This is a genomic window from Mesorhizobium sp. M7A.F.Ca.ET.027.03.2.1 (genome assembly GCF_003999175.1).
Classification (GTDB): Bacteria; Pseudomonadota; Alphaproteobacteria; order Rhizobiales; family Rhizobiaceae; genus Mesorhizobium.
Map to the genome: position 1 here is coordinate 1 of NZ_RZOM01000625.1, position 3651 is coordinate 3651.

The 3651-nt window shown below is 57.5% G+C and carries 2 protein-coding genes and 2 pseudogenes; 1 reads left to right on the forward strand and 3 read right to left on the reverse strand.

Annotation, left to right across the window (positions count from 1 at the left end):
* Window positions 1-1140: PQQ-dependent dehydrogenase, methanol/ethanol family (locus EN750_RS23615; RefSeq protein WP_127397806.1), on the reverse strand; the 1140-nt coding region annotated here is incomplete at its 3' end.
* A gap of 687 nt (window positions 1141-1827) precedes the next feature.
* Between EN750_RS23615 and EN750_RS23620 the strand changes: the two are divergent.
* A pseudogene (locus EN750_RS23620) lies at window positions 1828-2180 on the forward strand (hypothetical protein).
* Window positions 2181-2304: 124 nt separating this feature from the next.
* Here the strand turns inward: EN750_RS23620 and EN750_RS23625 are convergent.
* Both EN750_RS23625 and EN750_RS23630 read right to left on the reverse strand, forming a co-directional pair.
* Window positions 2305-3168, reverse strand: a complete 864-nt coding sequence (locus EN750_RS23625) for a quinoprotein dehydrogenase-associated SoxYZ-like carrier (protein WP_127397807.1) — start codon at window positions 3166-3168, stop codon at window positions 2305-2307.
* Between the two features lie 117 nt (window positions 3169-3285).
* Window positions 3286-3651: pseudogene (locus EN750_RS23630) on the reverse strand (MBL fold metallo-hydrolase); the annotation flags it as partial.

Consider the following 3651-nt stretch of genomic DNA (forward strand, 5'->3'; position numbering starts at 1 on the left):
GTTCACAGCCGGATCGTATTTTTTGGCGACGAGAAGTTCGCCGCTGGCGCGATCCATGGTGTAGGCAAAGCCATTGCGATCGAAATGTACCAGCACGTCGTGCTTGGCGCCGTTGACGTCCATGCCATCGACGAGGATCATCTCGTTGATGCCGTCATAGTCCCATTCGTCATGCGGGGTCATCTGGTAGAGCCATTTGGCAACACCCGTGTCCGCATCGCGGGCCATGATCGTCATCGACCAGCGATTGTCGCCGGGGCGTTGTACGGGATTCCACGTCGAGGGATTGCCGGTGCCATAGTAGACCAGGTTCAGCTTGGGATCATAGGAATACCATCCCCATGTCGTGCCGCCGCCTGTCTTCCACTGCTCGCCTTCCCAGGTGTTCGTGCCGGAGTCCTTGCCCACCGGCTTGCCGAGATGCGTGGTCTTTTCGGGATCGATCAGGGTGTCTGCGTCCGGACCTTCCGAATAGGCTTTCCAGGCGAGTTTGCCATCTTTCAGATTGTAGGCGGCCAGCCAGCCGCGAACGCCGAATTCGGCGCCGGAGACGCCGATGAGCACCTTGTCCTTGACGACGACGGGGGCAGCCGTACCGGATTCGCCTTTGCCGCCATCGGTCTGGTCACCATTCTTGACCGACCAGACGACCTTGCCGGTCTTCGCGTCGAGGGCGACGACCGTGGTGTCGGCCTGATTGAGAATGATCTTGCCGTCACCATAGGCAACACCGCGATTGACCGTATCGCAACACATGATCGGGATGACGTTGGGATCCTGCTTGGGTTCGTATTTCCAGAGGATCTTCCCGTCATTCTTGAGGTCGAGCGCAAAGACATTGTTCGGGAAAGGCGTGTGGACATACATCACATCGCCGATGATAAGCGGCCCACCCTCGTGGCCTCGTAGCACGCCGGTGGAAAAGGTCCACTTGACCTGCAGGTTCTTCACATTGTCCGCAGTAATCTGGTTGAGTTTGGAATAGCGGGTGTTGGCGTAGTCACCCGTCTGCATTGCCCAGTTCTTCGAATCCGAAGCCAGCTTTGCAAGGTCCTCGTTAGCCGACGCCGTATAGGCTGCGCCGAGCGACAGAAACGCCGCAGTGGTTAGAATATAGGTAGCTTTCGTAAGTACACGCATCCGAATTCCTCCCGAGGTTCATAGTGATGAATCATTTGCTGAGCCCACAAGGGCTTGCCCAAGCGATTCACGGGGGGGGAAATATTTCCGGCAGCGTGTCACGACCTAAGCCAGATGTGCAGAGGGCACCGTTACTGCCCACCTCACCTTGGCCTACGAAAGACTGTCGCCGCTCCCTAATGACGGTGACGCCCTTGAAGCCGGAAACAGGGTGAGGCTATGTCATCGCAAAACGCTAGGCAAGCAAAAAAGCCTGGGTGTCTTTTTGCACCGCAATATCGTAAATGATGCGGTGCAATATAAGGAAATAACTAGGACGGTATTTGTTAGATAAAGTATTTCTACTATCTAAATAACGGTTGGCCGCATAAAATTTGATTATTTTTAGAGTTTTACATTTCACCTAAGCAAGGATTTTATTTAGCGGTATTCACTTCGATGTCTCGGCCTGGCCATCTACGTGCTGCATGGGGAATCGATAGTGGGCCAAGCATGAGATGATCGTTGGAGTTGCGGTGTGGAGCGGGCCATCGGGCCGCCATGCGGAACCACGGTCGATGAGTACCGCATTCCTCCTTTGGTCGTATACGGAAGCCATGGGCGCTTGACTGACTCTGCGGCTCGTTGCCAACTGCCACGGTGATCCCGACTTGGCACATCGCGCCCAGGCTAACCGGAGGTTTTCCCATGATCAGATATGTTGGATTTTCGACCTTGCCGCTGCTCCTGGCCGCGCCGCTGGCCTTCGCAAACCCGGCGGGCGCCGCGGGAGATTACCCGACAGCAACGATTGCCGATTACGTGCTCGGCTGCATGCAGACGAACGGCCAGACACGTAAGGCGCTGGAAAGCTGTTCCTGCTCGATCGACGTCATCGCCTCGATCCTTCCGTACGACCACTATGAGAGGCCGAGACTTTCAAGAGTATGTCTTTGACCACAGGCGAAAACGCTGGGCTGTTTCGCGAAAGCGCACCGGCGAAGGCCGCCCGTACCGAATTGAAGCGCGCGCAGTCGGAAGCCGACGTGCGCTGCTTTTAGAGCCTGCTCCCTCCGCAAGCCGGATGGAGTTCCATCCTTTGCCTGGACATGATCCTCCCGAAATGAGCTTCACTTCGGGGATCGAGCTGGCAAGCATCCGGCATTACGGCGCAAGAGGAATGCTTTAGAGACCTGCTGTCTCCAGGGGCCACTGATTGCGGAATGATTTGCCATCCGTGTCGGTCGCTTCCACCTGGATTTCGCCGTTGCCATGCACGGTGAAATCGAACCGGAAATTGGGGTCTTCCGAAATCGATATTCCACCTTCCATGGAGAGGATCGGCCGGCCGGCTTGCGAGATCGACAGTTTCTGAACAAAATGCGCCGGTATGAAATACTGGGTCAGCGGATCCCGCTGCAGGCCCGAATTGTTAGGATGCCGGATCATCAACTGCAGTTCCTCAGTCTTGGTCATCGTCTCTTTGGGCGGGAACTGGCGCAGCTTCATCTGACCCATCGTCGCGTTGGCCTCGTCCTGGTTCTTGACCGCAGGGGCGGAGCATCCGCCTGATGCCTTGACGAAGGTCTGCATCATATGGAGTTGGCCGCCCTGCGTCTCAGCGATGGCACGCAGATAGGAATAGTCGTTGACGCGCACGCGCGTCGACAGATGCGTCACGCCGGCATCCTTGCCGAACTGGAACGTTGCCGCCACCGGTGCAGGGTTGGCATCGATGATCAAGGTAACGGATTTGATGCCGTCCGGCGCCTTGGCTGGATCGAGATAGATGTCGACGGGCACGATGGCGGCATCCTGCGCCCGCTTCGGCGCTTCGATCCTGACGACGCCGGTATCGACCAGAATTGCCCGATCGCCGAACACGTCGCCCTTCAAATCCTGCCAGATCCTGTCCGAGGACGCGGTTGTTTGCTGTGCGCTGGCGGTTCCCGAGGAGCCGAGCAGCGTACCGATGGCCAAGATGATCGCGACAAAAACGGATGCGAGCAGCAAAGCGAGCTGCCGGCTCGAGTAAGCGTGATTTTGCATTTCGATGCCTCCACCAATGCAAGAGAGGTGGTGCCCAGGCTGGCGTTGAGGATAAGCCTTTGGCGACGTCTTGGCAAATCGCCGTGCCTTACAGTGCTGGACGCATGTCGGCATCGTCTATTCCCATTCGAGTTCGGCAAATGCGGCCGTTGCGTTGCGCTCGTTGTAATCGTCGAACAGGTGCCAATTATCCCGTTCGGTTTCGCCAGCGGTTTTGACTGCTTCGCGCAGCGGCGTTCCGTCGGCGATCGCCTTGCGGATATCGCGCGCCAGAATCTCGAAATAGCGTCGCTCCCCCGCCAGCGCTTGTGGCCAGTCGGCCGTTACAGGACCATGACCTGGAACGACGCGCGCGGCGTCGATCGCGGTGAGCGCATCCATCTGGCGGAGCCATCCAAGCAGTGATCCGTCGAGCGTCGGCAAGGAGCCCATGAACACGAGATCGCCGGCAAAGAGCGTTCTCGTCGCGGCATCGAATACGGT

Coding starts and splice junctions, on each gene's coding strand:
- EN750_RS23625 (WP_127397807.1), bottom strand. CDS start 3,168: ATGCAAAATCACGCTTACTCGAGCCGGCAGCTCGCTTTGCTGCTCGCA.